At 38.5% G+C, this 26062-nt stretch carries 14 protein-coding genes; 9 read left to right on the top strand and 5 right to left on the bottom strand.

The genetic code is table 11. The annotated features are described in order from the left end of the window. The first annotated feature begins 91 nt into the window (after nt 1–91). The 3 genes from DIS06_RS07255 to DIS06_RS07245 are packed head-to-tail and all read left to right on the top strand — an operon-like array spanning nt 92 to nt 3681. Nucleotides 92–799 (top strand): WecB/TagA/CpsF family glycosyltransferase, encoded by a 708-nt coding sequence (locus DIS06_RS07255; RefSeq protein ID WP_110112576.1) that lies wholly within the window; start codon nt 92–94, stop codon nt 797–799. A gap of 11 nt (nt 800–810) precedes the next feature. Further along, entirely contained in the window at nt 811–2349 is a 1539-nt protein-coding gene (gene murJ, locus DIS06_RS07250; protein WP_110112575.1) for a murein biosynthesis integral membrane protein MurJ, read from the top strand. Beyond that, nucleotides 2350–3681 (top strand): oligosaccharide repeat unit polymerase, encoded by a 1332-nt coding sequence (locus DIS06_RS07245; RefSeq protein ID WP_239421938.1) that lies wholly within the window; start codon nt 2350–2352, stop codon nt 3679–3681. A gap of 423 nt (nt 3682–4104) precedes the next feature. On the opposite strand, the gene DIS06_RS07240 is transcribed toward DIS06_RS07245, so the two are convergent. Both DIS06_RS07240 and secA2 read right to left on the bottom strand, forming a co-directional pair. Beyond that, nucleotides 4105–4998 (bottom strand): accessory Sec system S-layer assembly protein, encoded by an 894-nt coding sequence (locus DIS06_RS07240; protein ID WP_110112574.1) that lies wholly within the window; start codon nt 4996–4998, stop codon nt 4105–4107. 15 nt (nt 4999–5013) lie between these two features. After that, the gene (gene secA2 / locus DIS06_RS07235; protein ID WP_110112573.1) at nt 5014–7386 is read right to left on the bottom strand and encodes an accessory Sec system translocase SecA2; all 2373 of its coding nucleotides are present in this window, start codon (nt 7384–7386) and stop codon (nt 5014–5016) included. A gap of 243 nt (nt 7387–7629) precedes the next feature. On the opposite strand from secA2, the gene DIS06_RS07230 reads away from it, so the two are divergent. Together DIS06_RS07230 and DIS06_RS07225 are read left to right on the top strand one after the other, a co-directional pair. Continuing rightward, nucleotides 7630–11136, top strand: a complete 3507-nt coding sequence (locus DIS06_RS07230; RefSeq protein ID WP_110112572.1) for a S8 family peptidase — start codon at nt 7630–7632, stop codon at nt 11134–11136. Nucleotides 11137–11361: 225 nt separating this feature from the next. Then, entirely contained in the window at nt 11362–13230 is a 1869-nt protein-coding gene (locus tag DIS06_RS07225; protein ID WP_110112571.1) for an S-layer homology domain-containing protein, read from the top strand. A gap of 45 nt (nt 13231–13275) precedes the next feature. Here the strand turns inward: DIS06_RS07225 and DIS06_RS07220 are convergent, their stop codons facing one another. After that, complete coding sequence (locus DIS06_RS07220; RefSeq protein ID WP_110112570.1) at nt 13276–14268, bottom strand: C40 family peptidase; 993 nt, start codon at nt 14266–14268, stop codon at nt 13276–13278. A 463-nt stretch (nt 14269–14731) separates the two neighbouring features. Here DIS06_RS07220 and DIS06_RS07215 point away from each other — a divergent pair, with 463 nt between their 5' ends. After that, nucleotides 14732–17968, top strand: coding sequence for an S-layer homology domain-containing protein (locus DIS06_RS07215; RefSeq protein WP_110112569.1), 3237 nt, complete (start codon nt 14732–14734; stop codon nt 17966–17968). Between the two features lie 198 nt (nt 17969–18166). On the opposite strand, the gene DIS06_RS07210 is transcribed toward DIS06_RS07215, so the two are convergent. After that, complete coding sequence (locus DIS06_RS07210; RefSeq protein ID WP_162595910.1) at nt 18167–18781, bottom strand: S-layer homology domain-containing protein; 615 nt, start codon at nt 18779–18781, stop codon at nt 18167–18169. Between the two features lie 201 nt (nt 18782–18982). Beyond that, nucleotides 18983–19828, bottom strand: coding sequence for a PIN domain-containing protein (locus DIS06_RS07205; protein ID WP_110112567.1), 846 nt, complete (start codon nt 19826–19828; stop codon nt 18983–18985). 240 nt (nt 19829–20068) lie between these two features. On the opposite strand from DIS06_RS07205, the gene DIS06_RS07200 reads away from it, so the two are divergent. From DIS06_RS07200 to DIS06_RS07190, 3 genes are all read left to right on the top strand, one after another. Beyond that, nucleotides 20069–21718, top strand: coding sequence for a hypothetical protein (locus tag DIS06_RS07200; RefSeq protein ID WP_204166772.1), 1650 nt, complete (start codon nt 20069–20071; stop codon nt 21716–21718). A gap of 87 nt (nt 21719–21805) precedes the next feature. Continuing rightward, nucleotides 21806–23221, top strand: coding sequence for an S-layer homology domain-containing protein (locus tag DIS06_RS07195; protein WP_239421936.1), 1416 nt, complete (start codon nt 21806–21808; stop codon nt 23219–23221). 18 nt (nt 23222–23239) lie between these two features. After that, nucleotides 23240–25540, top strand: a complete 2301-nt coding sequence (locus DIS06_RS07190; protein ID WP_110112565.1) for an S-layer homology domain-containing protein — start codon at nt 23240–23242, stop codon at nt 25538–25540. Nucleotides 25541–26062: the final 522 nt, after the last annotated feature.

Raw genomic sequence — 26062 nt, 5'->3', positions numbered from 1 at the left:
TTATACCGCTTCTTCGTTATAGTGCGGCCCAAATAGATTGTATGTAGTTTGAGCGATAAGTGCTCAAGAACTCTTTTGAATAGGTGATTTGATGAAAGAAAACATCTTAGGGGTAGATGTTTGTAGCGATACATATGAACAATTAGCCGGAAAATTGTTAGAGGATATCGAACATGGGCGAAAGTCATTTATTGTTGCAATCAACCCGGAAAAAATAATGAAAGCACAAGAAGATGAAGAGTTACATTATCTTTTAAATCAAGCCACGTACCAAATTCCAGATGGAATCGGTATTCTTTTGGCTTCGATGTTAAAAGGTGGAAAGATTCGTAATCGTGTAACAGGAATTGATATGATGCTTCATCTTTGTAAAGAAGCAGCTATTCATCAAAAGAAAGTTTTCCTGTATGGAGCAAAGCCAGGCATTGCTGACGAAGCAAAAGCAAAGCTTGAGGAAATGTATCCTGGTATTCAAATTGTTGGCACATTAAATGGATATGAAAAAGATGAACAGGTCATTCAATCCCGCATTAATGAATCACACGCAGATATTATCTTTGTCGCACTCGGAAGTCCATCACAAGAAAATTGGATCATCGCACATAAGGACAAGCTTTCTCCTTCTGTGTATCAAGGTGTAGGTGGTTCGTTTGATGTGATTTCAGGTCGTTTAAACCGTGCACCTGCTATTTTTCAACGTTTCGGATTAGAGTGGTTGTATCGATTATTAAAAGAGCCATGGCGTTGGAAGAGACAGCTTGTGCTACCAAAATTTCTAATTAAAGTATTAAAAGGATAGAAGGGGTTGCTATGTCAAAATTAAGGTTTGCAACTCTTTTATTTTTTGTTTCCACTTTTGTTCTGAAATTTTCGAGTATGATACGTGAAGTAGTCATTGCAAACTACTTCGGTTCAACGGCTATGGCCAGTGCTTATTTTGCTGCCATGACGATTCCAAATGCGTTTATTTTATTTATGTTAACGGGAATGAAAGAAGCTTTTTTACCTAGCTACTATAAATTTGAAGCAAAGGGAAAAGGTTTTTCGCACTTAACGAACATTTTAAAAGGAACGTTTTGGATTTCGTTAGCTGTATCGATTATTGGCATCGCTTTATCACCTTTTTTAATGCCTCTGATTTACCCGAAATGGGCAGGGGAAGAAGAAGTCATCCAAGTGGCGATTTGGACATCCATCATCTACTTCGGCTCTGTCTTTTTAGTCGGCATTAATGCTGTCTACGAAGGGTACTTTGACTCTCAGAAGAAGTTCTCATTTTCAACCTTTTCTCAAACGATTGTCGTTCTTTGTACGATCGGTGGTGCAATGTTGCTTCATACGTCATTAGGCATTTATTCCGTACCACTTGGTTATTTGATTGGAACGGTCTTATCGTTCTTAATCAAGTTAGTGTACGTAAAACCAAAGAATTTTCTCGATTGGAAGCAATCAATCGATCGAAAAGAAGTCTATGCATTCTATTTAATCTTCTTACCGGTTGGACTGACGATTGCAGTTGGGCAAGTTAACTTGTTTGTTAACACGCTATTCTCTGCTCAATTAGAGGATAAAACGGCTTTAGCAAATTTAAACTATGCGTTTCGTCTAGTGAACATTCCACAAGCGGTATTTGGAGTGACCATTGCTACGATTATCTTTCCAATCATTGCTCGTGCGAAGACGGAAAATAACATGGGTTTATTTAAGCGAGGAATTGAAAAGGGACTTTCCTTTATGTTCTTATTGCTAGCGCCAACGGTTGCAGGAATGATCTTTTTAATGCAAGAAGTCGTTCAGATTGTATACCAGCGAGGAGCATTTGGAGCAGATGCAGCCTCTGAAACAGCGAAATATGCTGTTTTGTACACAGGTTCTGTGGTCTTCTATAGTATTCAAGCTGTTATTGCAAAAGGGTTTTATACACTTGAAAAAGGACATTATATGCTTAAGGTCGGTATTATTTCGATCATTTGTAATGTCATCTTAAATGCGATTCTATCCAAAACAATGGGAGCATCAGGTCTAGCTCTTTCCTTTTCACTTGTTGGCTTTATTTATTCTGCAATCACATTCACAACCCTATATCGGATGATTGAGGGCTTCAGTTTGCGTTATGTCGGTTCAGAATATATGAAAATGACGATTGCAACAGCGGGAATGCTAGGAGTACTCTGGGTTGCAAAAATGGAATTGCCACTTCAACAGCTTCATGTGTATCTTTATGTAGCTATTATGGGAGTAATCGGTGCACTCGTTTACTTTATCCTTTTATGGTTCATGAAATCACAATCCGTGCGAGAGTTAATCAACCTTAAAGAATTTAGACGCCAAGCGCGTGAAGGGAGGTAAGTGGGGATTAAACGTAAGTCGTTTTTTACCCTGAAAAACAATATGTTTAAAAATAATCGCCTCATTCAGGCTATTAACAAGCATGACGTATTTTCGCCTTATATATTCTTTCCTGCGATTTTAGTTATTTACTTCTTTTTAAGTATTTTTGACTTTGGTCGAATTGAGTACTTTGAAGCGCATAAGAATATTTTATGGCCGATTTTAGTTGGATTAGCTGCTTACTATTTAGCGGTATACGCGATCCAGCGATTAGGTTGGACGTTTCCAGCGTTTGGACTTGGCTTCTTAAAAGGAAAAACGATTTATTTCTTATATTTATTAGGGATTATCGGGCTTGTTAGTTACATCATTATGTTAGCCACAGGTCAAATTGGCATTACAGATGAATCAGTTCGTCGTAACTTAGATCCAAAACTAAACTTTTTAAGCTCATTTTTATGGTTTGCGGTTATTTTCTTAATTTGTTACCGCGTGATTAAAGAAAAAGAACTAACATCAAAACGTAAATTATTTTACTTGATTTTACTTGCATTCGTATTCGTTGCATTCATTTTAATGGGATATCGTACACCGATTGCGGTTATGTTCTTTACATCTTTAATTGTTTTCCACTACATTGTGAAACGAATTAAAACATCTTGGCTTATTTTGTTTATGGTTATTATCGGGGTATCATTTTCTCTATTTGGTTTGTTCCGTATTGTAACTGAAGATACAACACAAAAGTTTAACAGTCGTGAAGGCCCGAAAGTAGAACAGCCTCGTGAACAAGAAGAGGTATCAAAAGATTTAGAGCTCATCCGTAAAATAAATAGTACGCCGAAGTGGGTACGAGCAATGACGGGTGAAATGGTAACAGGACGTATCGTTGTAAGTAAAATCATAGAGCATACAGAAGAGAGTGGCTACATGTATGGCCGTTTGCACACAGGCATTTTCTCAACGGTGTTACCAGGTGAACAGACGTCACCTCGTATGATGATTACACAGGTTGTTAATGAACGAACAGTCGATGAAGGCAAGTATGTGACACGTCCTGGGCGTACAACGACACCAACCATCATTGGTCAATTCTTTATCGAAGGTGGCTATATTGCCATTGCACTTGGTTTTGCATTATATGGAGCTGTTTTATCAATGATCTATAACCAAATGCAGCGCACAGGTGTGAAATCGTATCAATCACTTGCTTATGGCTTTGTCCTGACAATCTTTGTTATTTCAATTCATACAGGCTTGTTAGACCTCGTCTTCTTGTTGATGATTGCGTATGCAATTGCCTCAACAAGTATTGAGCAAGAGCGTCAAAAGGTAAAAGCCTCGACATAAAAACGCCCATATTTTTGTAACTGAGGCTCGTAAAGTATGACTAAAAATAATTAAAGAAAAACAAAAAAACCAATTGTCCAATTGAGGTTTCGGTGATAGAATAGAAGCAGAGAGAAATATTTCCTTCTTTTGAAATAATAACCTCGGTTGGTAGCCCAATGAGAAAAACGCCTAATAGATTAGGCGTTTTTCTCATTTCAGTTTGACGAAAAGGTAGAAGACTTTGCGTCAAACTGACTTATTTTATAATGTAATTACTAAGATAATAGAGAAAACGTAACAAAATAGCCCATGACCCAACTGCTTTGAGGTCGTGGGTTATTTTGTTGGATGTTGACCATTGTATAACAATAAATCGAAAAAAAGATACAAAAAAGCTGTTGAGAGATGAAGTCTCAACAGCTTTGTTTAGTTCTAAAAGAATTATTGTTTCGCATATGCTCGCCATTTGCTTAAATCCACTTCTTCTTTTTGAACAAGTTCAGCAGGAAAGATGAAGGTCCATGGCTTTGTTGTATGTGCTTTTACCATTAGATTATCTAATGTAAAACCACCCGTTGCCACAACTTCACCTGTTGCATCTTCAACAAAGAGAGGAAGTTGCTGCAATGTTAAATCCTTGTCACTACCATTTCGAATTAAAAGAGTGATGTGCAAACTTTTATCTTCTGGACGATTCGCTTGAAGGCCTGTGAAGTTCACTTCTCCTTCTTTTAATGGTGGTAATTTTGTTTCAACAAGCTCTTTTAATGATGCTTGCTGATCAGGAGTTAATGACTTTTTCCAAGCTTCATCTAAATCAAGTTGATGAGATGGTTTTAATTGAAACGCCAACTTCCACTCGTTTTCTGGCAATTCTGCTGCTAGAATTGTTTCTTTTTCGAATACAAACTGCCACGGGCGACTTGATTTGGCTGGAATTTCTCCGATTGCTGCTAAATCAAATGTTTTCTTTGCGAGTATTTCATTGTTTGGTCCAATTAACACGAGCGGAGCAGCTTGTAGTTGAATCGTTTGTGAAAGACTGCTACGTACAAGCGCTGTAACGGTGATACTTCCTATACCTTCTTCGCGATGCAAATCAAGACCTGATAAAGAAAGTTGATTTGGCTTTAATGGATCGCAGCTATTATGCATAAATTGATAAATGTAACGATCTTCTTCTGATACATTCCAATCAGGATGAATGGATAACGTTGTTTGTACTTCTTCTTCAGCAGCTGCTTCTTCAATATCGACAATCTCTTTTGATTCAACTGTGCTATCTAACCCTTGCTTCTCAGGGGTTTTTCCTCTTCGTTTGAAAAATGAAAGCATGTGTAACCTCCGTTGTTATGATAAGTTTCCTTGTCGCATTTCTTCTGTTGCTTCGATAAGGCTCGAGAGTTGTTTCACCGCGACTTTTTCTAATTCGTGATAAGAAATCGTAAATAATTCTAATCCTTCACGTTGATATTGGCGCATCGGATCTTCTTGACTATATCCACGTAAACCAATGCCTTCTTTTAAGCGTTCCATCGCTTCAAGGTGCTTAATCCACTCTACATCAATCGCATTTAAAAGAAGGGGCTTTAACGAACGTTGAAATGCTTCGTCTTCTTTATAAAGCGTTAGCTTCTCCACATAGTGCTCGATCGCAGGTTTCACAGCTTGATCAATTTCATCACGGTCATGTACAGTGTGGGTAAATGAAACAGCTTTTTCACCAAGTAGTGCGTTTACTTCCTCTGCTAACGCTTGAACATCCCACTCTTCTGGAAGCAACTCTTCTGGGCAATAATCGTTCATTGCATAGTCGATACAAGATGAAACCATTGGTTCAATCACAGATAGACTGTCATCACCCTCAAGCGTCTTATCACGAAGAGAGTAAATCACTGAACGTTGCTCGTTAATCACATTATCTAGTTTTAAGTTGTACTCACGAACTGCATAATTACTACCTTCACAAATGCGCTGTACACGATCAACAAATTCTGTAAGTTTAGTATTTAAGATTAATCCTGTTTCGTCTGTTTTAAGGTTCTTCTCAAACTTTTCCGTTTCTTCTTTTGCAAATCGGCGGAACATGTCATCTTCAATTGAAATGAAGAATTGAGAGCGACCAGGATCACCTTGACGACCAGAGCGACCTTTTAATTGATTATCGATACGGCGAGACTCATGGCGCTCTGTTCCAAGAACAAATAAACCACCTAGCTCTTCCACACCTTCACCAAGCTTAATATCTGTCCCGCGTCCAGCCATATTTGTTGCAATGGTCACTTGATGTTTGTGACCGGCAAGTGAAATAAGATCTACTTCTTGTTCTACACTTTTCGCATTAAGCAATTGATAAGAGAGGCCGATTTCTTTTAGGTAATCCGCTACTTTTTCAGATTGAAGAATGGAGGTGGTACCAATTAAAATAGGTTGCCCTGTTTCATGAATACGCTTTGCTTCAATTGCCATCGCTTTATATTTTTGATCAATCGTTGCATAGACACGATCGGTTTGATCTTCACGTTGAATCGGACGGTTCGTTGGAATTTGAATAACATCCATTCCGTATAATTCTTGAAACTCTTTTTCCTCTGTTTTCGCTGTACCAGTCATACCAGAAAGGGTTGGGTACAGGCGGAAGTAGTTTTGAATCGTAATGGACGCTTGTGTTTTGTTTTCTTCAGTAATTTCGACGCCTTCTTTTGCTTCAATTGCTTGATGAAGGCCGTTACTTAATGTACGTCCTTCCATTGGACGCCCTGTAAACATGTCGACTAATAAAATTTTGTTGTCTTGCACGATATAATCGACGTCACGCGTGAACATTACATGTGCACGTAACGCTTGAATCATGTAATGATACAACGTTTGGTGCTGAAGGTCATAAAGATTATCGATAGCAAATCCTTTTTCGATTTTCTCAATGCCTTCTTCTGTAAAGCTTGTGGCTTTCGTTTCTTCGTCAAAATGATAGTCCACATCACGTTTGAATGTCTTTGCAATACGCGTACATAGTTGGTGGAAGTTTGCGCTTACGCCACTTTTACCAGCAATAATCAGTGGTGTTTTTGCTTCGTCAATTAAGACACTATCGACTTCGTCAACGATGGCAAAATGATAAGGACGTTGTACACGCTGGCTTTTTTCGTAGACCATGTTGTCACGTAGGTGATCAAAGCCAAATTCATTTCCAACTCCGTATGTAATGTCTGCTTGATAAGCTTTTTGCTTTTCTTCTAATCCCATCATTGGTAGGTTCAAGCCGACGGTTAAGCCTAAAAACTCATGAATTTGTCCGATGAGTTCACGGTCACGTTTGGCTAAGTAATCATTCACGGTAATGACGTGTACGCCTTTTCCTTCTAACGCTCGCAAATAACTAGGAAGAGAAGCAACGAGTGTTTTTCCTTCCCCTGTAGGCATTTCGGCAATGTTTCCTTCTGATAAAACAAGACCTCCAATAAGTTGAACGTCAAAGTGTCGCATGTTTAAAACGCGTTTTGCAGCTTCACGTACTGTCGCAAATGCTTCGGCACGGATATCAAAAATGGTTTTCCCGTTCTGTAATTGTTTTTTAAATACGATCGTTTTATGTCGTAGCTCTTCATCTGAGAGCGTCGCAAACTGTTCTTCAAGAGATTGAATCTCTTCAACTAATTTATAGTATTTTTTAATGCGCTTTTCTTGGTTGTCACCAATCATTTTTTTGATGTAAGATAACATCTTTCTTCTCCTGGCCTTTCTAACTAATTTTCTAGGTTTAGTATAGCACTGTTCAATTCCACTTTCATCTTAAATTGGTAGAGTCTCTCTTTTATTCCATATCCAATTTAAGGAATTTGATAATTAATAGTTCTATTTAACTATTAATTAGAAAATTATAGTTTTATATGAAACTTTTACCTGCATTCAGCCGTCTTATATATTGTAGGTAAAATTCAGGTAATAACAGGGGGCTTTTAAAAGATGAAGAATTGGAAAAAGAAAGCGGTTGTTGCTAGTATTGCATCTTCACTCGTCATTCCGACTGCTGTATCTGCAGCACCAGCGAATGTAGAGAAACCAGAATACGATGCAAAAGAGCGATTGGGATTATCTTCAAAAGAAAAAACGAAGTTACTGTACAAACAAAAGCAAGAAGAAATGAAAAAATATAGCCAAGACACGATTGTTGTGAAGTATAGTAAAAAGCTATCAGCTGCGGATCATCGTCGTCTTGGTGGGCAGGTCATTCGTACGTATCCGGAGTTTGGATACGATGTGGTGAAGTTGCAAAAGGGAAAGAAGCTTGAAGATGCGCTACGGGCCTACCGTCAATTAGGAGGTGTGGTATCTGCTACACCGAGTGTGAAAGTCGAAAAATTTGGTGGACAAGCAGATCCGAAAATGAAGGAGATGTATCACCTTTCGCTCTTAGAAATTGATAAAGCATTGACGCTAGCAGGGAATCATAAGGTAAAAGTAGCGGTAATTGATACAGGAATTGATGTTAATCATCCTGAATTAAAAAATAAAGTATTGGCTCCATATAGTGTAAATGATCCAGCGAACCCAGGGCGTCCCGAAGAGCACGGAACACATGTAGCAGGTATTATTGCTGGTGAAGCCAATAATGGAATCGGTGGAAAAGGTGTGAATCCAAATGCGACTATTTTACCGATTGACGTGTTTGGTGGCATGATGGGAGCAACTGATTACTCTGTTGCTGATGGAATTTTATATGCTGTAGAGCAAGGTGCAAATGTAATTAACATGAGTATAGGTAGCTATTATGAATCGCCAATTATTAAAGATGCTGTAAAAAAAGCAGTAGACAAAGGAATTGTTGTTGTAGCGGCAGCGGGTAATGGTGCTGAGATGAATTATGAATATCCTGCTTCGTTTGATGGTGTCATTAGCGTTGGTGCAACAAATGACAAAAATGAAAAAGCTTACTTTTCAACATATGGTCCAAGTATTGATGTAGTAGCGCCTGGAGAAAATGTTTATTCATCTCTTTATACACCATTTAAAGGATCGACGTTTGCGAACATGAGCGGTACATCAATGTCATCACCGATTGTGGCGGGTGTGGCTTCATTAATTAAATCAAAATATCCAGACTTAAATTCATATCAAGTCAATTACATTTTACAGCAAACAGCGAAAGACTTAGGGAACAAAGGGTTTGACCTTGATTATGGTCATGGATTAGTTGATCCGGTTGCGGCATTAAAGATGGATGTGAAAGACATTCCTTCGTTTAAAGAGAAAACAGCTTCAGAGGTGTTAAAAGCAGCCGTAGCTATCGATGCTGCAAAGCAAGGTGCGACGAAAACAGGTTCGTTAAAAGCAATGAAGCAAAAAGATTGGTATAAAGTAGATGTGAACAAAGGTGACTATGTTCAGTCTATTTTAGAAGGAGCGGCCAACTACGACTACAAGCTTGAGTTACGTTTTTATCCAGAAGGAAAAACAGAAAGTGCAGAGCCTGTTCAAGTTCAAACAGTTAAACAAGGCGAAGTAGAAGGTTATTTATACAAAGCCGACAGCAAAGGAACGTTAGTCATTGGTGTAGCAGATCGAAATGAAAACTACAGCAAAGAGGGAAAATCAACGTATCAATTAAAAGTGATGAAAGATCAGCCAAATCAAGAGTTAAAAGCAACAAAAGAAGAGCCAATTCCAATTGCATCGCTTCCGTTTAAACAATCAGATTTACAATTATTAGGTGAGAAAGATGCAGCAGGTAAACACTACTACACGTTTACATTTGATGAACCAACAAAGCTAAATGTGGATTTATCTGCTCTTCCTGGCTTAGATACAGAGTTAAAAGTGTATACAGCTGATATGTTTAACGAAGAGCCGCCCGCCGATTTACCGGAGTGGGAAAAAGATATGTGGCCTCACGCTGAGTTTGTGAGCAATAACTACGGCTACAGCAAAGGAGAATCACTTACATTTGAAGCTTCACCTGGAATGCAGTATATCCTTGAAGTGTCTTCTGAGGCATCGTCATATTCTTCTATTTTTGACTTTTTGTTTGGTGGGCCAATGAGTGCAACATCAAATGTAAAATCAGCAGGTTCTTTACTACCTTATGAGCTCAATGTGACGACGAAGGAATTACCAGAGGATGAAGATGGCTTCCCAGTTTATGAACAAGAGCCGACACCGGAAGAACTAGAAGAAATGATGAAAGAAATGAATCCACAAGCTCGATTCTCTCGTAAATCTAGCTTATTAGCAGATACGTACGATATGAATTTCTTCTTCGGATGGTCTGAATATGGAAAAGAAGAAGTCGCTCTTATTAAAGAACGTGCACAAGAGATGAATATCAGTGAAACACAAAAAGGCTACTTCCAAGTGATGGGTGATCAAGATTGGTTCAAGCTAAATGTAGATGAATCAGCTATTTATCAATTTGCGATGGGTAAGTCAAAAACCTTACAGCCGAACATAGGTATCTACGAGTATGATCCTAAAACAGATACGTTGTTCGAAGTGACGAATTCTTGGTTTGAAGATCATCCAGCTCTTCATACAGATCGCGAGCAAAAAGCGTATGCAACGCTACATCTAGATAAGTCTAAGCATTATTTTGTGAAAGTAGAGAACGGAGGCTACCTTTCATTTGATGCCTATCAACTAACATCAAAGAAAATCAAAGACGATATTGTAGACCAGAATGAAAACAACGATACTGACATTAAGTCAAAGGTGTTAAAAGCGGGGAGTAAAGTGAAAGGAAACTTTATGAAGCAAAATGATGTAGATATGTTCTACTATAAGCATCGTCAAGCTGATGGATTATTTGGTTTCTATGTTAACCCACTACAAGCAACAGCATCTGAAAAATCAGGGTTACCCCTTCACTTGACATTACCGTTAGATCCACTTGCAGTAATTGTCGAAGATACAAACGGCAATATGCGAATGGACGGTAGTGAAATTAATAGTGCGATGTTTTACGACTACGGTTGGGGAAATGAACCTGAAGTAGGTTCATTTAAAGCGAAAAAAGATGTGGGCTACTTCTTTATTTTAGAAAGCTGGACAGGCTCTAACGTAAATGGCTATGAACTCTCACTAAATGCCTTAAATACAAAAGATGAAGACGCTGATTCTAAAGTAGTGAACAACGTTCCATCAAAGCCACTTTCATTGAAGAAAGTCAATGATAAGAAATGGGAAGCGAAAGGGTTGTTAAATGCAGGCGTCCCATTTGGCGATAAAGATTACTATCAATTGGATGTTGCGGCAAAAGGGAACTATACGTTTACGTTCAATGCACCAGTCGAGTTAGATGGTGTAGTGACGATTTATAATGCGAAAGGTCAATTAGTGAAAAAGATGGACCACTACATGACAGGTGATCAAGAAATTGACACATTATCATTGGACAAAGGTAAATATTTTGTTGAAGTAAGAGATGCTGATATGCGTTCAAGTAGTAACGCTTATGCATTAACGATTGAAAAGAAGTAACAGAAGTTAAGGTGTAAGTGAGTTAAATCGCATAGGCCGCTTTCATTGCTCATCTGTTCGTTCATAGGAATGAATGATGACGCAATGAATGGTCCAGGATGAGTCGAAAAAGTGCGATTTTTCGACTCATCCTTTTTGTTGTCTTCTTCTCCTTCTTAAACGGTTGTTTATGATAAAATTTAGTAGACTTTACGTCTAGTAGTGTCATAGAGAAGGAGGACATGTATGAAAGCATTTATAAGGTCTCTTATTTTGGTGGGTGTACTTTTCTTTTCTGTGCAAGCGAGTGACGCGTATGCACAGGTCGTAGACGAAACCAAGGTGAAAAGTGCCCAGTCTAGTTATGAAGAGTATTATCAACTGATCGCTACATATAAAGGGGAAAGTGGTGTGACCGTTAAGAGTTACAGCTCGAAGTGGAACACAGCGAGTAAGTTAAAAGAGCTTGAACAAGAATTGTTGCGTAATAAACATGGAAAAGAACTCTCTCTTTTAAAAGAAGTAATTATTTTTCCCAACGCCCCCGCCGGCAAAGGGGTATTAGGTCAGTATTTTGCTGAATATGACCTTCGACAAAAGAAGTTATTACCAGGACGCAAAATCCATCTATATAACGGAAATACGAATGAAACGGTGGACGCACTTGCCCTCACACTGTCTCACGAGTATGGCCATCATTTTACATTTTATCATCTATTAAACAATGAACGATTGTTACCAGACGACTGGCTAAAGTCGAAGTATGCAAAAGTACGTGAGCTCGATCAGTATTCGAAGGTAAATACAGGAGATGGCGACTATCTGTGGATGATTCCAGAAATTTTAGCGGAAGATTATGTGCAATTATTTGGATCTGAAAAAGCCCTCATGCAGCATATGCAAATGAATGCACAACTGCCAACGGCCTTTGAAACAAGCGGACTACAAGCCTATTGGCAGCAGCATCTGTCATCGCCTGACTATCAAATTCAAATACCAATCGTCGTAAACTTAACTCAATATCGATTGAACCGCATAGACAATCAATACGTTGACCTTCAGTTGTTTTCTCAACATCTACAAAATAAAACAACACATATTTTAGGGCAAGATTATGAAGGAAGATATCTTCCTGTACTATTTGGTTCTGTTAAAAGTGGAGATGATGGCGAACAGTGGTTTGAACAAAGTAATCTTCGTACAAATAAATGGTTGTTAAACAAAAGTGAGATTGATCAAGTAAGTCTTCAAGCTGTTCAACACGCAGAGAGAGGATTTAATCGTGGCTCTGCACGATTACATTTGGCATACGATCACCTTGATGATGCAAAGCGAGATAAAGAAGAGCTCATAAGAGAAGAACGTGAGCGTACTTATTATCTCGGAGAAATGGTGTACATGAAAAAAGCTGCGCCCTATGTAAGTGGAATAAACGGAAAAGAAGTCACAATGCTTCCAATGTATACACCGCTTCAAGTGATGAGTGGACCATATAAGCAATCCGATTCGACGTTTATGTATGAAGTAAAGGGCTATAACTTTGAAGGGTATGTAGAGCAGTCCTATCTCCAAAAAGGAGACCTTCACTTCTTTTACGACATTACAGGTGAAGACCGAGAACTCGCTGCAGCAACCGCATATTTACAGCTCAATCGCATTATTAAAGGTTACGATGATGGAACATTCAAACCGCGAAATGTCATTCAGCGTCAGCATGTAGCGAAAATGTTAGTCGATGCGCTCGGTTTAACGTTACCTGAAGGGTATAAAGTAAAATCGACTGATATTAAACCAACAGACCTTTATTATCGTCAAATGGCAACGGTCGAAGCACATGGATTGATGGGAGTAGGGGGGAAGTTTCAACCGACTGCTAATTTAAGTCGTTCTCAAATGGCATCTATTTTAACAAGAGTCTACAAAGACACATACAGTCCTGCTTCAACAGAGCGAACATTTAAAGACGTTCCGGTGTCTTATCACAGTTATGACGCGATTAATCAATTAGCGGCTAACAACATCACAGTTGTAACTGACTATTTTAGGCCCACTCAATCTGTTTCGCGCGGACAATTTGCGTTGTTTTTAACGCGATCTGTACAATTAAAGCCTTAAACAACAAGATCCTACGCGCTTCAGCGTAGGATCTTGTTGTTTATCTTATAAACCTCGATATAAGAAAGTAGCAAATTGTGCACGGTTTACTTTCGTTTCCGGCCTAAATGAGCCATCGTCATAACCCGTTGTAATACCTGATGCAGCCAGTTGGTTTACATAGTCATTTGCCCAATGAGTAGAAGGTACATCTGTGAAAGTAGTTGCTGTTGTTTTTTGTAAATGAAATGCTTCTACTAATACTTTCGATAGTTGCGCGCGTGTTAAGCGATCATTCGGTCGGAAGTTTCCGTTGTTATCTCCGTTCATAATGCCTTTTGCGTGAAGGGCATTAATGGCACCGACAGCCCAGTGATTCGTTGGAACGTCTTTAAACGTTTGCTTTCGATTTGACATTGGTAAGTCGAATGATTTAGCAAGCAGAGCGGCTACTTCCGCTCTTGTAATTGTATCATGTGGCTTAAAATAGCTCCCTTGATAGCCTTGTACAATGTCATTATTCGCAAGTGTTTTAATTTCATGATGCGCCCAGTAAGATGTGTTAATGTCTTTGAACTGTCCTTGTGCTAACGGATAAGAAAGAACGCGACGAGCGCCTATGTATTTCTTGCCCCAATAATAAGGGTCGTTAAGGTTAGAGATACTAATGCCTTTTGAAGATGAAGAATGAATGAATTCATTATCTCCTATGTAAATACCCGCATGAGAAGGGATGCGTCCGGTTGTATTAAAGAAAACGAGATCTCCTACGCGTAAATTTGCTTTTGAAACGGCTTGTCCCACTCTATACATGTCAACCGTTGTGCGAGGTAGTTTAATACCTGCTTCATTGTACACATATTGAATGTAACCAGAGCAATCAAACCCAGTAGGAGCAGTCCCTCCATACCGGTACGGAATGTTCATGTACTTCTTAGCGGCTGGGATAATTTTATCATAGTTCACTAATGATGTAGTGGCATGTACATTTATGGGTTGATAGGTAAATAAAACTATAAATAATGATGAAACGATTCCGACTATTAAACGTCTAATCATATGTACACCTCGTAATATAATCGATATTATCGAATTTTGTATGTATTTAAAGTATTTTCTGAAAATAGTCTATCATAAAAAAGAGGGGGATTATTTTACAATTGTGTAACAAAAAGAAAGAATAATTAATTCTATAGTCTCATATTGTAAAATTGTTGACTTCTTAAGTTGTGAACATAAAAACCTATTTTTCTACAAAGTTATGTAAAAAAGTATTGAAACTTCCCTAGAAACATGTAGAATAATAGGTATAGTTTGTTAATTAATCATGTAAATGGTAAATAAAAAGAGAAAAAAAGTATGTTTAAACCATTTATGAAAAATATTGACAATAAAACTAGTAATTATTATACTGTAATTTGTTAACAGCTAGTATTAAGGATTATAGATACATATAGTACAAATCTCTTAATGTTAGTCTAAATATTTTATTTTTTACACAACCAAGGGAGGAAATAATTCAATGGCTTACCAACCAAAGTCTTATCGTAAATTTGTAGCAGGTACTGTTACAGCAGCAGTAGTTGCTTCTGCACTAGCTCCAGTAGCAAGTGCTGCAGAAAAAACATTCCCAGATGTACCAGCAGGTCATGAACACGCTGAAGCAATCTACTCATTAGTAGAAAAAGGTATCATCAAAGGTTTACCTAATGGAACATTCGCACCGTATGCAGAAATCACTCGTGCTCAAGCAGCAATCATGATGGCTCGTGTACTTCCTGGCGAAGGTAAAGTTGAGCAAGTATTTGAAGATGTTCCAGTTACTGCAGATGAAGAGTTAGTGAAAGCTGCTTACGAAGTATTCCATGCAGGTGTTATGACTGGTTCAGAAGGGAAGTTAAATATTCAAGGTAAAATTACTCGTCAACAAATGGCGAAAGTTCTTGTTGAAACTTTTGGCTTAGAGCGAGTTGAAGGTAAAGAAAGCAAAGTGAAAGATTTAGATCTTGCTTTTGAAGGCTTCCGTGAATACATTGAAATTCTATCTGAAAATGGAGTAACTGTAGTAGAAAACTTTAACCCTCGTGGTAACATTTCTCGTGCTGCGTTTGCTTCAATGGTATACCGTGCACAAGCTTCTACTAAAGAGACTATCGAAAACGTTGTTGCAACAACTGCAGACGAAGTAACAACTGTAACTGCAGATGTACGTAACGCTGAAAAAGCAACTGTAGAAGTATTCGCTAACGGCGACACTACTAAAGATGCAGCTGCTAAAAAAGAAGTAGAAGTAAAAGGCGGTAAAATTTCTACTTCATTTGAAAAGCTTCCAGCAGGTAAGCACGTTGTACGTGTAACAGCTGGTGAAGCTAAAAAAGAAGCTGAGTTTACTGTTGTAGCTGTAAATCCAGAAGTTACTTCTGTTAGTGCGGTTAACCTTAAGCAAGTTGTAGTAACTTTCAACAAAGATGTTGACTCAACTACTGCTGGTTCAACAGGTAACTATACGTTTGCGTCTGGTAGCGGTGTAACTGTTACTGCTGCTGAAGTAAACGGAAAATCAGTAACATTAACTGTTTCTGGTACTTCTCAACAGCAATCTGCTGATTTAACAGTTGAAGGTGTTAAAGTAGCTGATGGTACAGTTGTTGCAAAAACAACTAAATCAGTGAAATTCGTTGATGCTGTAGCTCCAGTTGTTTCATCAGTTGATGCTATTGGACCAAAAACTATCAAAGTTAAATTCTCAGAACCATTACAATCTGCTCCAACTTTCTCTCTAAATGATGGAACAATTGCGATTGTTACAACTGCTTTCACAGCTGGTTCAAGTGAAGCTACTTTAACTTTAGGAACAGCACCAGCTTCTGGCACGCTAAAACTAAAAGTCAAAGATGGTCTTGATTATGCTGGATTCAAAATTGATGAAGTTGTTAAAGAGTTCACATTTGCGGTTGATACAGTTGCACCTGTATTAACAGTTAAATCTGCATCTCCTACTCAAATCGTACTTTCTTCAAACGAAGATTTCACAGGAGTTGCTGATAACAATGTAGAGTTTTTCCACACTTATAATGGAGTTGCAGCTTACAAAGCTACTAAATCAGTTAGCGGTAAAGAAATCACTCTATCATTTGCTAACCCACTTCCAGAAGGTACATTCAAGTTATTCTTGAATTATGCTGTGGATAATGGTACACAAATTGCTGACCTTTGGGGTAACAAAGTCGCTGAACAAACACTAACTGGTACAGTTGTCTCAGATACAGTAGCTCCAACTGTAACAAAAGTAGAAGTAGATGGAAATACAGCATTCAAAGTAACATTCAGTGAAGCTGTATCAGGTGCTACAACTGCAGCTAACTATGAAATCAAAGATGCAAGTGGTAACACAGTTTCAGTTAATGGGACAATTACAAATGTAAGTGGTAACACATATTCGATTCCTGTTGCTGCTTTAAACGGTGGTTCTTATACATTAACTGTTAAGAACATTAAAGATACATCAATTAACCAAAATAAACTTGCTGATTACACTACAACTGTAGCTATTAAAGACGTAGTTGCTCCAACAATTACTGACCTTGATACAGTTACAAGCGGAACTCAAGCTCAGCTTTTATCTTCTAAGAAAGTTAAAGTTGTATTCAGTGAAGCAATGGATAGAGCTTCAATTGAAAATAAACTTAACTACTTATTTGGTGGAGTTGCGTTAGACAGTAAAGTAACTGTTACTGCTGTTGATAACAACAAAGCAGTAATACTTGACTTCACAGATGTAACAAGTGGTCCACAAGCTACACCTGCTTCTGCAACTTTACAAGTGCTACGTGTTGCTGACGCTGCTGGTAACCCAATTGCAGTTGCTTCAACTAACGTATTAGTACCTGCAGGAGTTACTGCTCCATTATTTGACAAAGCAGAAGTAACTGGCAAAAATACTATTAAACTTTACTTCAAAGAACTAATTACATCTGCACAAGCTGCTGACTTCTTAGTATCTAATGACAATGGTTCTAGCTATTCAGCTGCTGGAAGTATTTCAAATGAAGTAGTTGACGGTAAGTCGGTAATTACTTTAACAACTTCACAAGACCTTCCAACTACTGCTGCAAACGTATTAGTTAAGACTACTGGTTCAGTAAGTGCTAAGAACGGTTTCGGTACTGCTGTAAGCTTAAATGCAACATCAGCTGCCGATAAGTATGCTCCAATGGCAACTGTTGCAACAGCTATTGATAACGATGGTGATACTTTCGTTGACCGTTTCACTGTACAATTCAGCGAAGCGCTTTACGTAGCATCTGTTCAAGACGGTGATTTTACAATTGAAGGATACGAAATTACAGGCGTTTCTGTAAGTGGAGATACAGTAACACTAACTGTAAAAGAGAAAACTACTAATGATTTAGCTGCAACACCTAAAGTAACTTTAGTTGGTACTGTTGAAGATGCTGCTCGTAATGCTCGTACAGGTCAAGATGCGTTAACAGCTGTTGCCGCTCAAGTAGCTATTGATGCTCAGGCACTTGCTGCCTCTAAACTAGCACTAGGTAATGCAGTAACTGCTGCCCAAGCTAAACATGATGGAGCTGCTCAAGGAAATTATGCAGTAGGTTCAAAAGCTACTCTTCAAACAGCGATTAATGCAGCTAAGGCTGTACACGACAATGCGGCTTCTACAAAAGCTCAACTTGACCAAGCGAAAGCTGATTTAGATGCTGCTGTAAATGCATTTGAAGCAGGAAAAGTTGCTTAATAAAGGAAAATGGGAAAAGGGTTCATAAAATCAGTCACAGTGACGCCCCGAAAAATCTTGTTTCACAAGACGTTTCACGGTTGAGTGATTGATTGTATGAAAGGAAGTTCTGTGGAGAGAGATCTCTGCGGGGCTTTCTTTTTTGTATCAATTTGTATAAGAAAGGCCCTGCATCTATCTTTGCAGGGCCTTCTTTGATTAACGATAACTCCATGTAGGAATGGAGGTTGATAGGCGATTGTAGAAGCGGATATATTCGTGTGCTTCTTTTGTTTTAGGGTAAGATGTGTTTTCAAAGTACATATAAGGGTGTTCGCCTGGCGTTTGCATCACGTATGTGTAGGAGGAGCCTTTGGCGATGACAACTGCATCCGGACCAAAGAATGGCTCGACATATTGGGAACGCACGCGGGATACGCCACTTATCCATACTGGCTGTTTGGCTACGGATGTGTCGTTGTAATAAAAGCTAACGATATCTGCTTTTACACCATACGTATCTTCATGTGTATGTTCTTTGATGATTAATTTGTTTTTCATATAGTTTGGTAAGGTCATGTTTACATTTAGTTTCGAGCTTGTATACGTATAGGTTTTAAAATCATTGTTTAAGGATCGTGAGAGAAATACACTAAATTGAGCGCGTGACACTTTGTTTTTAGGGCGAAACGTTTGATCGCTGTAGCCAGTTGTAATGTTGTTGGCAGCAATTTTTGTGATGTATGGATAGGCCCAGTATTGTTTTGGTACATCTTTAAAGGTTATTTTGCTTTCTCCTTTTAAGTCAAAAGCCGTTGTAATCATTCTAGCCATTGTTTCACGAGACATGGGTTCGTGTGGATGAAGGTAGGTTCTACATAGCTTGCTTTAGCATGGAAGTCAGTCATTCTTTGAAACAGCATAAACCAAAAAATGGCCTACTCTTTTTTGACAAGTAGGCCATTCTTTAGGTAAGAATTTATACTCCATGCAGAGAGAGTCTGGTAATGTGCTAGATGAATGATAAACCTACAATTACCCAGTTCCTTTTTGATAATAAGGATCCACGGCAGGAATATGTAAAGAGCGTGCTAGTATGCGGGCGCCTTTGTCGTGAGAAGCAAATACTAACAGCGTACCTGCTTTGACTTCACTCGCGATCCCCATAACGATGCGTTGATCAGCATCTTTAATACGAGAGTCTTTCCTCGTCCATTGTAGTCGGTGCGCTTTTTGGTAGAGTTCTAAAATATCAAATCCAAGTTGTGCTGCATTTCTGGTGTTCCAATCAGAGCTTTTCTTTAGTCCTTCTAGTTCCCCAAAGACTGTTGGATGAAGGTAAAGATCAAAGCGAGCTTCTTGATAAAGTTGAAACAACACTTGGTGATAATGCATGAGAAAATTAGTATCTACAGCCACATGATAACCTCTTTGGACATGCTCGAGTAAGCCGTGACGATAGGCATTCATGATTTCGCTCATTTTCTCTTCTCGTTGTTGTTGCTTTTTTTCTTTTTCTTTTTGATGAATGCGACGACGAGCTTGGTTGGCATAATGAGCGCTTCCGAAAGCAGGAATGAGAAGTGAGGCTAGAAATATGAGTGCTTTCATATCGTCTGAATGAATGAGAAGCATACTAATTAGCGCACATACAAAGAGTCCAATGTTAATCCAAGAATAGACCACAGCAGATGCATAAGCATAACCACTTCCGGGAGAAATGATTTGTAGGAAGAAAGCTAATCGAGCACTTCGACTTTTGTCTTTCAACCACTTTCCTATATAGATAAACAAAACATTGATTGTACATACAGCAAATGTGTAAATAAATAACAGTGCGATATTACTGTCTGCTAAATCTTTGAGCAAATTTATAATCATCTTCAGAACTCCCTTTATAGTTATTTAGGCTCAATGAATGTATATATGTAGTAATTATTATAAGTTAAAATAACTACTTTTTGAAGGTTTACTATAAAATTCGTCACAGTGACGTCCCGAAAAATCTTGTTTCACAAGACATTCCTATCTCTTTTTCTATCATTTTCCTAATAGTTATGGATGATAAGACGATATACCTAGTAGAGAGATGTGAAGAATTTTCCAATAGAGGTGAGATGATTGAGTAGGAAGCAATGTGTTGTGTTGGTTGTTATGGTGACACTGTTAACGGGTCTTATTGTCACTCAGACAACATCGGCTAGTACACTTGTAAAAGGAACGTTTGTTGATGTGACGTATGAAGAGGTACCAGTGGACAATGAGCAAACAGAAAAGAGACTAGCAAGTATCACGATTAAAAATACAGAAGGTAGAATGACGACGCTTCGTATGGATTCGACAGCGGTTTTGTCGATTAATGGACTGCTCGTTTCAATTAATGCATTTAAAACAGGGATGGAAGTCGAAGCGGATGTGCAGTTTCGACGTGTAAGTGAATTGCGCGGAACTTCCGCTGCGACTCCTGGAGCCATCAATTCGCGAGAAAAGGTCGTGACAGGTACGGTCAATCAGGTTGATAAAAGTGGAAAGTACTTGTCGCTTCGACTGGATCAAGGACAGGAGCGAACCTATTATTTAAATGAAAAAACAGAGATTTTTAAAGGAACGAATTTATCTGATTTGAGTGTTCTTTTTGAAGGAGATCGAGTGAAGTTAACGTTTTCTGAGTATGACACAAACTTTATTGATTCCATTGAAGTAAACGAACAAGGAACGCACATTCAAGGTCTATATAAAGGAACAATTCAACAGATTGATCCGATAAACCGCAAAATCATTCTAAAGAATCAAAAGATGTTTTTAAATTGGTTGTGGCAGCCGTTGCAGGCAAATAGTATCAGTAGCTACACGTATTCTTCAAAAATACCGATTTATGTAGGGGATCAGCAAATCGATCGTGATCGCTTACGCCATTATGCCAATCATGAAGTGTACGTTGTGACGGTCAACCAATTTGGCAAAGAAATCATTGAAAAAATGGTGATTAAACGAACCAACGAGCGAACCTTTTATGAATCGATGCGTGCGGTTAACTCAGCAGTAAAGTGGGTTGAATTAACGAATGCAGGCAAACTGCGCTATCACGATGGGACCATTCTAATTCGTAACGGACGCATTGTCGATTCAAAGAGTTTGTATGCAAGTGGGACAGCTTTTGTCGTGACAGATGGGGTGACAAAAAGTCAGTATGCCAATGTCGTTCATGTATCAAACGACGGCTTTCAAAGTCCGAACTTAGCTAATCATCAACTCTATTATGGCAAGGTGTATGCGACATCACCGTATAAAGTAATGCTTAGTCACGCAAAAGTATTATCCAATAACTATTGGCAAAATGTATCCGCTCCATTGCTTACGTTTAGCAATGATACAACAGTTGTTGAAGATTCAAGGAATTCTGTCTTAAAAGTGTTACCTAGTGAAAATGAAGTAAGTGACCGAGTTGGTCAGTATGGTTATTTTTATGTAGCGAACGGTCACATTAGGGCGCTTCATATCATCGGGAAAGATTTGCCAGCGACATTAGTATCTGTAGGGCGTGTAGAAAGTGTGCAACGATTCAATCCAGCTGTCATTTCTGTTCGGAATGTCAGTCAATGGCAGCAAGAATCTTGGCGTGAAACAGGCAGCATTTCAAGTATGAACATTGAACAAGCAACGATTATAAAAGCAGGAAAAATCATCTCACCGAAAGATTTGCAAGTGGGTGATCGTCTGTACTTACTGCATGAATCACATGTAAAAGGGCGCGTTTTGTTGGTTGATTAGGATCATCATCAATAGGGGGTTATTGAAATCCCCTGTTTTCTTTTTGAAGAGGCAACCAATCGTACTCAGATAGGAGGAATCACAATCGTGATTATAAAATTACGACAAGGGGTAGTGATGACAACGTTTATGTTTCTCGCCTTTTTTCTAGCTACTATCCCTTCAGTCGAAGCAAAAGTGCTAGATGTTCATGGTGGTGTGCAAAATGAATACGTCTACGAAGAAGTCTTTTTTCTAACAGGTAAGCCAATTAAATTCACAGGTAAGGCAACCGTTACAGAGAGAGAAAGTAAAGATAGGGTAACAACCACTCATAAATTTTCGTTAACGAGTGGGACAGATGATAAGTTAACACGTACAGTCATGTATGAAACAGTGCGTACGACACGAGATGATAAAGGACAAACAACTTCATCAACATCTGTGAAAAGCTTCTCAGAGAAAGTGACCATTGGAAAGATGTCTTATACGTTGGACGATTATCAGCTTTCTCAGGCTTCAATTAGTGATAACCGACCAGCATCTGACTTTTATTCTGGTAATCTCGTTGGTCGTAAAATTTATAAAGTGAATAATACAAATGAATTAGTAACAGTTCATTTGACTGGTCGAAACATGGGGTATGAAAACTTTTGGGGTGCTACGGAAACGCAGTTAGTTGATTATGAAATTGAGTCTGCTTTAGGAAAAGCATTTATCAAAAGTAAAGTATCTGACAGTAAGTCGAAAACACTTCAATATGAGCCTCATATGCCAGACTTATCAAGCTTTGTTGGTGGTTATGTGGCGATTAATAGCTCAAATACGATTGGCGAATATACATATGACATCCCTTATGGAAGTGGAAAAGGAACCGTTCATCTTTCCAAAGAAAACGTGCCAATTATTGAGCGTTTGATTGTACCGAAGTTTCGAGACTTATCGGGGAATTGGGCAAAAGACCATATCGAGCGTTTATATTCGTTAGGAATTTTTGAAGAATCGTCGCCATTTTTTGCACCGAACGTACCGATGAATCGATATGAATTCACAGTGGGTGTGTTAAAAGCAGTGAATTTACGTGTACTTGAGCAACCAAAAAATCAAAAAGTACCAAGAACACCTATTTTTAAAGATTTAGATCCGAAAGATCCCGATTACTTATTGATTGAAAGTGCAGTGGAGAAAGGGATTATTAAAAAAGGAGACTACTTTAAGCCAAAGGCATCACTAACTCGTGTGCAAGCGACAGCCATTCTTATTCGTGCATTAGGAATGGAAGGGCGTGCACCAAGTCCAGGCTATCAAACTCGCTTCCTTGATGATAGTCAAATTGAAAGTTGGGCGAAAGATAGTGTGTACATGGGGAGTGAACTAGGACTGATTCAAGGGAGTAATCACTATTTCCTTCCTTACAATCCGTTAACAAGAGCACAGGCCTCAGCATTAATCATTCGCTTCCTCGATTTTATGGAAAATGATTTAAAGCAGAATTATCGTGATGATGTTCTCTTTTTTAACTAGGAAAGGACGGCGCACAGGATGTCGATGACGAAAAAGTTTGTTCTTTTTTTAATGATGATGTTTTTGTTTTTAGGAAATAGTTCACTTACAGCAAGTGCTGCGAGCCCTTTTAAAGATGTCAAAACAACTCATTGGGCTTATTCATCCATTGAATGGGCCTTTCAAAAAGGGTTAATTAAAGGGTATGCAGACGGAACTTTTCAACCAGAGCGTCCTGTAACGGAGTCTCAATTTGTTGCAATGCTCATTCGGTATGATTGTTCATCTCAGAATGGCTTCCCTGCCAAAGTAGGTGAACATAGTGCTTCAGGAAACTATCGTTATTTAATCAATAAACATATCCCGCTAAATGGATACACAAACGCCTCTTTACGTGATAAGCCGATTACAAGAGGACAAGTTGCGAAAGTGATTACCGCTTTTAATGGACTTGATTTAAGTACGCCTCATGCTGCGCAGTATCTGTATATGCAAAATCTTTCAAGTGGTCAAACAGGAAAGAGAGATTATGCAGATTTTGGTGTCGACCGTCCCATGACTAGAGCGCAAGTTACGGCATTTTTTCAGCGGCTTTCAAAACAGGGAAGTTGCCAAATGAAAGGTTTAAAGCAGAAAGCAACGGGAAAAGATGATGTTCAAATTCCATTGCCACTCCACTTCATGGGAGAAGAAACGGTCAAATTTCCAGACCCTGAAAAAGAAAAGCCCTCTTCACCACCATCTAAACTCTCAAATGTAGAGATCAAAGTTGAAAAGCCTTCATTGATTGCCAATGGAGTCGATTCAACATTTATTCATCTAACATTAAAAGATTGCAATGGTAGGGAGATTCCTTATGAACAGAATCATCTCTTCAATGTTACATCGAGAAATGGTGCAATGATTAAAGACGAAGACAATGATTATGATAAAGTAGGTTTGGGTTATCAACTTTCTGGTTCTAGTTCGACTGAAACAGATGGTCCTGATTTGAGTGTGGAAGTGGTTGCGCCTAAAACGAGTAAAGAAGTAACAGACAAAATTTCGTTTCAGGTAGCAAATGGTGCAGCGAATATGGCTTGTTATAAAACGCCTATTGACGTGAATTTGACTTATGCTCCTCAAGCAGAAGTCAGAATAGAAGTGGACTATGAAACGAGTAAGTTGAGTCCTAAAGTACTACCGATGAATCAAAGTGCATGGGTAAGAGCCACGATTGTTCGTCCTGGTGGGCAAACAGCGTACAATTTTAATGGCCGTATTGCTTTTCGGTCGTCTAAAGGAGCTTCATTAGGAAGTTCAGAAGTGAGCGTGGTCAATGGAGTAGCCAGTACATATCTTTATCCACTCTCGTCTGAAAGTCTTGTAGATGATACCATTACCGCAGAAATTGTTCAGATGGATTCACGTTATGAAAATGAATTATCTTCTTTGGTGAATAAACGATATGTCTTTGAAGTGGCTTATGAACCATCTTTGACGATTAATAATGCGTGTAATCGTGAAGAAACCGAAGTGGCAGTTGTAATTGATTCTTCAGGAAGCATGAAGCAAAACGACCCAGAGCGGTTACGCGTTTCTAAATCAAAAGCCTTTATTCGCACTTTGAATGCAACGCAAAACATTGCTACGCACTTTAATTCCCAAGGATATCTTCTAGACACAGGGTTACCGTATCCAGTGAGTAATCGTTTAAATGGAGTTCGACAGTCGGGTGGGACGAATATTGCACAAGGATTAGAGAAAGCTTTTACGCATTTTACCGGCAATCAAAAAAAGGTGGCCATTCTCTTAACAGATGGCAAATCAAATGAAGTAAAAGTGTTACAAATGATTGATCGAGCGAAGCGAGAAGGCATTACCATCTATCCAATTGGACTAGGTAAGAAACAACAATTAAATGAAGCTCTTTTAGAAAAAATTGCGTATGAAACAGGTGGGCACTATTACCATATTGAACAAAATATCCATATTGGATCTGCGTATCAGTCGATTTTGGATCGTATCAACTGTGGGACTCCACCTAACAGTTGTCTGTTACCTAGTTATGTATTCGACACACCGGTTTTAGAAAAGAAAAATAATCATGTGTACATGAATACGTCTATCAATTCAAGTATTTGTGGAGAAGTAGAAAGAGTTGTTGTCCGTTTCCGCTCAATAGACGGAGATGTGGACTACGAGTTAGTATATCGCGGGCAGGATTATTTTGCCCTTAAGAAAGAAATTGCTGAAATTAAAGGTTATACCTTCTATACAGAAGCGGTGTTTTTAGCTTTTAACGCTGAGGGTCAGAAAGTCGGGGAAAGAACCGTTGTAGAGACGTTACATGTTTACTGAAATTTGTCCAAACAAAAGCTATTTTTATAGGTCCTCCTTTAATTGTTAATGATCCATGAGACGCGGAGAGGTAGCGATTGGGCGACTGGAGAGTATCATTTTGGCTACCTTTACTCCCTTTAGTTTTGTGCCTCCATTCTCAATGAGTTTGCTTTTTCGCAGACTTATGTGATTGTTTACATAGTACTAGATAACAGGTGGTAACTAATAGGTAAAAAGACACTTAATTCGAGATTTTTCGACTTTTTTAGATCTTTTTCATCATCAACTATTCAAATGAAAGGATAAGACGAGTTCATTGTCTTTTTACTTTGTTTGTTTACTTTAAAGCCTTTACTCTTCTAGTTTTAAGCCTCTTTTTAGGTTAAAGTAATTTGTTACTAGCTTGATAGTGATTAAGAATAAATGACTAATTTGTGTATAAATAGACATTTTCTTTGAAAACTATTAAGACTTGAAGTGACAGGTAGTAGGTAACAGACTATAATAAAAAAGTATGGAATTTATATGAAAATACTTTTA

This window comes from Bacillus sp. CGMCC 1.16541 (assembly GCF_003184905.1).
GTDB lineage: Bacteria > Bacillota > Bacilli > Bacillales > Bacillaceae_H > Priestia.
Note: the sequence above shows the minus strand (reverse complement) of the source record. Positions and strands in the feature narration are given on the sequence as shown.

Coding starts and splice junctions, on each gene's coding strand:
- DIS06_RS07255 (WP_110112576.1), top strand. CDS start 92: ATGAAAGAAAACATCTTAGGGGTAGATGTTTGTAGCGATACATATGAA.
- murJ (WP_110112575.1), top strand. CDS start 811: ATGTCAAAATTAAGGTTTGCAACTCTTTTATTTTTTGTTTCCACTTTT.
- DIS06_RS07240 (WP_110112574.1), bottom strand. CDS start 4,998: ATGCTTTCATTTTTCAAACGAAGAGGAAAAACCCCTGAGAAGCAAGGG.
- secA2 (WP_110112573.1), bottom strand. CDS start 7,386: ATGTTATCTTACATCAAAAAAATGATTGGTGACAACCAAGAAAAGCGC.
- DIS06_RS07230 (WP_110112572.1), top strand. CDS start 7,630: ATGAAGAATTGGAAAAAGAAAGCGGTTGTTGCTAGTATTGCATCTTCA.
- DIS06_RS07225 (WP_110112571.1), top strand. CDS start 11,362: ATGAAAGCATTTATAAGGTCTCTTATTTTGGTGGGTGTACTTTTCTTT.
- DIS06_RS07220 (WP_110112570.1), bottom strand. CDS start 14,268: ATGATTAGACGTTTAATAGTCGGAATCGTTTCATCATTATTTATAGTT.
- DIS06_RS07215 (WP_110112569.1), top strand. CDS start 14,732: ATGGCTTACCAACCAAAGTCTTATCGTAAATTTGTAGCAGGTACTGTT.
- DIS06_RS07210 (WP_162595910.1), bottom strand. CDS start 18,781: ATGGCTAGAATGATTACAACGGCTTTTGACTTAAAAGGAGAAAGCAAA.
- DIS06_RS07205 (WP_110112567.1), bottom strand. CDS start 19,828: ATGATTATAAATTTGCTCAAAGATTTAGCAGACAGTAATATCGCACTG.
- DIS06_RS07190 (WP_110112565.1), top strand. CDS start 23,240: ATGTCGATGACGAAAAAGTTTGTTCTTTTTTTAATGATGATGTTTTTG.